Annotated in this window: 5 protein-coding genes; 1 reads left to right on the forward strand and 4 read right to left on the reverse strand. The window is 39.2% G+C overall.

Translation table 11 applies throughout. The features are described 5' to 3' along the window. Window positions 1–39 precede the first annotated feature (39 nt). The 3 genes from R7E78_RS23855 to R7E78_RS23865 all read right to left on the reverse strand — a co-directional run bounded on the left by R7E78_RS23855 (window position 40) and on the right by R7E78_RS23865 (window position 2519). On the reverse strand, window positions 40–312 hold the full coding sequence (locus R7E78_RS23855) for a hypothetical protein (RefSeq protein WP_318058311.1): 273 nt from the start codon (window positions 310–312) through the stop codon (window positions 40–42). Then, on the reverse strand, window positions 296–2029 hold the full coding sequence (locus R7E78_RS23860; protein ID WP_318058312.1) for a hypothetical protein: 1734 nt from the start codon (window positions 2027–2029) through the stop codon (window positions 296–298). The genes R7E78_RS23855 and R7E78_RS23860 overlap by 17 nt, the downstream gene beginning before the upstream one ends. 190 nt (window positions 2030–2219) lie before the next feature. Next, window positions 2220–2519, reverse strand: a complete 300-nt coding sequence (locus R7E78_RS23865) for a hypothetical protein (protein ID WP_025767078.1) — start codon at window positions 2517–2519, stop codon at window positions 2220–2222. Between the two features lie 498 nt (window positions 2520–3017). Between R7E78_RS23865 and R7E78_RS23870 the strand changes: the two genes are divergently transcribed. Then, complete coding sequence (locus R7E78_RS23870; RefSeq protein ID WP_153904563.1) at window positions 3018–3194, forward strand: hypothetical protein; 177 nt, start codon at window positions 3018–3020, stop codon at window positions 3192–3194. Window positions 3195–3256: 62 nt separating this feature from the next. Here the strand turns inward: R7E78_RS23870 and R7E78_RS23875 are convergent, their stop codons facing one another. Next, complete coding sequence (locus R7E78_RS23875) at window positions 3257–3502, reverse strand: DUF1040 family protein (RefSeq protein ID WP_025767079.1); 246 nt, start codon at window positions 3500–3502, stop codon at window positions 3257–3259. Between the last annotated feature and the right edge of the window lie 637 nt (window positions 3503–4139).

The raw sequence follows: 4139 nt of genomic DNA on the forward strand, positions 1-4139 counted from the left end.
TTGCTTGTCATGCTTCACCTCGTTAGTGATTGTACTCACTTAACTCGGTGTCCAAAACTGCTGGTGCGGATCAGTATTCCCATTCCAAGTATCACGAGTAAGGTTTCCAGACTTAACAGAGAACAAATAAACTTTTTCTTCCTCCGCCTTAACATGTCCAACTGCTGCTATATCAACGCCGTATTCTTTAACCCCACGAGTCGGTGAAATGAACACATTCATTCCCATGCTACTCAATAAATCGGGTAACACAGCATCTAATTCCTTACGCTCTTTCAGAGAAGCTAAGTATTGCTTAAGAATTAATTTCATTTTTCATTCTCTCGCAACGGTAAAGTCGTAACATATAATCTAGTGACTCTGGATCCAGGACGTCTAAACTTGGCATTTCAGTAGAATGAGAAAAAGACTGCATTTGCATCTCTTGCCGAATTGTCTCTCCGTCCCCCTTATGTACATAGTAAATTGAGCTATTACCATACAATAAAATCTGCTTTGTTGAGCACAGATGGTCAATAAGCGATCCTCTAGATGCTTTTTCGTAGGCTGTCTGCATATGCCTGTTGGATTCTTTCCAGTAAACATTTATATTTTCGCTGGGTGCCATTAGCTCCTTTAATTCAGATACTTTCTCAATATCAGAGTGGTAAGACTGTAGTCTACTGAGAAGATGTTCACATAGATGTGCTTGAAATCCTTTATCAATGCATGATTGGAAGAATCGCTTAAGCTGTCCAGGATAACTCAAAAGCAAGGGATAGTATAAAATCTGTTCAAAATCTTTACTTATAGCTGTCGAAGCAGTTTCGCAAATAGATAGAATGAAGCTTGCTGCTGATATAGGGCGCATAAAGAGCCAACCTACAGCCTTGTGACTCACAAATATCTGCTTCACTTCATCATCTAGCAATGCCATATCAGCCTTTAGTTCAATGTCCTTGCCCGTTACATCATGAAGTAAATCCAGAGCACCATGACAAAGTGATACTTCTCCAGATAGGAACCACCTTGTAATAATGTGGTTAAGTAAATCTCGATGTTTACGCAGTAACTCATTAGATAAATAGCCTAAATCCGTGATTTCCACACCTACAGCTAAGATTGATTCCAATAATTCGACTGCAACTGAAGTTGAACCGCTCTTAACCAATTTAACTAACACATAATTAATATTGCTGACGGTGCTATTATGCTCAGGTGAAACATTGAAAAGTTGTTTTACCAGAAGCTCAAGAACACTCTGCGGTAGGGCGACTCTTTGAAAGGCGACAATATCTGATATCTCATAGATAACCTCTGGAGAAGCTCCCTCAACAAACGTCAGTAGAATATCTTCAATCGGCTGCCAATAAGATGGGAATGTTTGTCCAAAACAAAGCATTGATTTCAGTATCGAAGCACAACAATCGCTGTCGCACTCATTTCTAGCACTGTTGTTAAGTATTCTCCAAATGACATTAGCCTGAGTTTCACCTACATCCAGCCTCCCCAAAGTAAAATATGCTTGTCTCCTGATCAGCTCATGTCTATCAGCAATCAAATTTTCTATCGTCTGGATAGCTTCGGTTACATGATTTGAGTCGTATGCGAGAATTGAACTGGATAGAAAAGGGACATATGTACTAAGCTCACTTTGTGCCAAGATAAATCCAACACTATATCTAGGACGAGAGGCTTGCGCTCGACAGAAACGTTCAAAGGCCCCATATACGCCACTACTACCACCCTGCTGCGTAAGATGAACTAAGCAACGTAGAACATCGTCAACACTTGCATTTAGTAAAGGTAACGCGCTTTCAAAGGCATGCAAAGTTGTGAAAAAATCGTATCCGTTGGAGCTTTTATCAACTCCTCTTACTATCTCGACAAGATCAATCTCTCCTGAGTTATGTAGCTCAGACAGTGCCTCCTTTAAGATTTTCTCTTCAGTTCGTATTTCTTGGATATACAAATCATTAATCTGTGCCAGCAAACCATCTGCTGTTTCGCTTGCAGCTAGCAAACTAGCTTTTGTTTCTTCTAATGACATTTCATGCCCCTAACTAGACAGCCACTAAACACTTTGTTGGATAAAGAAAATTAGGTCAAATAAAGGTGTTATAATTGAGATTTAGAAGGTGCCTAAAACGTTTTGGGGCATTTTTGATTTTGACTGATTTGTGCAACAGGCTGTTGCACAATTGGGAAACGGCTTTTTTTACTAACAAGCGAGTCTGATTTTAGCCACCAACAGGTTGTTGACCAAATTTTTCATCGGGAAGGTCTTGCTCATCATCGAACATCACAATGCTTCTACGATGCTCCTTTAGAGCAGATAATGCAACTTGAAAACAACTTTCACACATATCGAGGTGGTGGGCAATACCGTCCATTTTTGACCCAAATCCCCAGTTAGCAGTCAGTTCACCAACCTCTTCTAACTTAACGCCATTTGAATCGATGACCATCACACTAGTACCGCAGATATCACAACATCGATCAACAACGACCTCTATCGTTTTTTGTCCATAAACTTTCATTGTGAACTCCTGTCGCTGATAAGATTAATCATTACTTGGATGTTAGCCAGTACCAAATAACAACTAAGTAGTAGCTGAAATTATAGCTATCCTAATTAACAAAGTCGCTGAATTTTCATTGTTACTCAGCGAAGTATCCTTCTTATGTAGACACGTTAAACGTATTAGTAAAAACTAAGTCATGAGGCAGAGCAAAAGGGAACAGGCTCAATTGACGCTGGCACAGAATGGGGCAAAGAAGATTTACGAAAGACGATGCATGTACTACTGCATCAATAACTTTCACGCTGAATTAACAAAAAATCCAATTGCCGAACCTAAACTTAAGTGATGTAGATGAGCTTTGACAAAAAATGGTATATCACGGACTTTAAACTAATGGAGACGCTTCCTATTGAACCTGTTTAGATGAGTGTAGACACGTAACAATGTCAAAGCTATATTTACTTATCATCGTCATCGGATGAAATCCGCGGCTCGCCATCTAAGATATATGACATGAAACAAGAAACTAAAAAAATTCACCTTTCCGACCAACAGCGTCGTGAAGCAGTTACTCGCTTGATGAGTCGAGTTATTGTCAGTGAGCATCGTGCCCCCAAGATCAAGAAAGTCCGCCGTAATGTTATACAACAGATGTGCGTTGCATTTACTAAGGCAGTTCACGCTGAATAGCAATCACTAGTAATTCTTTCACAGCCTTCAAAGGTGTTTTGTTATCTAGCCAAAAGCTAGCACTATTGTTGCGTTAGCTTCCTCTCTAGAAATTGAATGAAAATGTCATCTTCTATGTAAAACAGATCATAACCAACATGCTGAATACCCTCTTGCGAGATTTCCGTGATTTGCCCTTTACCATCGTTCTCGAGTGAAAACTCTCGTTGAAGGTTATATATCAACTGATTGAACCGAAGGTCAGTATTGTTGCTCCAAAGTTCCTTCAAAAGTGAAAGCGTAGTTTCTATTCTTTTAGGGTCGCGCATTGATATGCTCCTTGTGGTCTAACGTCAAAATACATATTTGAATTAATTTTTATGATGTTAATTATCAGCGCCAAGGGGCAACACGTCTAGCGGACATACATCTTAATTGAGGTGTTCCCCAAAGTATTACTGTTTAAAACCAATACCAAAATTTAACTCTAGTTTTGGTATTTCACACTTTTCTGGTCGTGTATTTGAGCTCAAATACCAAAAGTAACGTTGAATTTAGTATATATACCAAAAATATGCATAAATTTTGGTATCGCATGTAGAAAATGCAGGATGCAATCTCCCTTCAACCAATTTGTATCTATTTTGTTTGTGCAGGAACCTGTTAGCACCTAAAGCGTTGAAGGCACTTTAGTCTAGATGACGTGCCCCATAGATAAAAAGACAATATAAACCTGATTGGAACGATATCTTTACTTAGTTATTACTTGGTCTTTTCCACAAATAAGAGCAAACTCATCGCGCAAGTTGCGTCACGCAACCTGCGTGATGAGCTTTTTAGTTCGGAGAAGGAATCAAGAAAGGTTTGCCATTAATGCACAGCACACTCTTGGACAGAAATCAGCTAGAGCATCTACTTAAATTAGCAATTCATAAATTACTTTTTGTATGGCAAAGTGAGTTTGGG

This window comes from Vibrio sp. YT-19(2023), assembly GCF_033337395.1.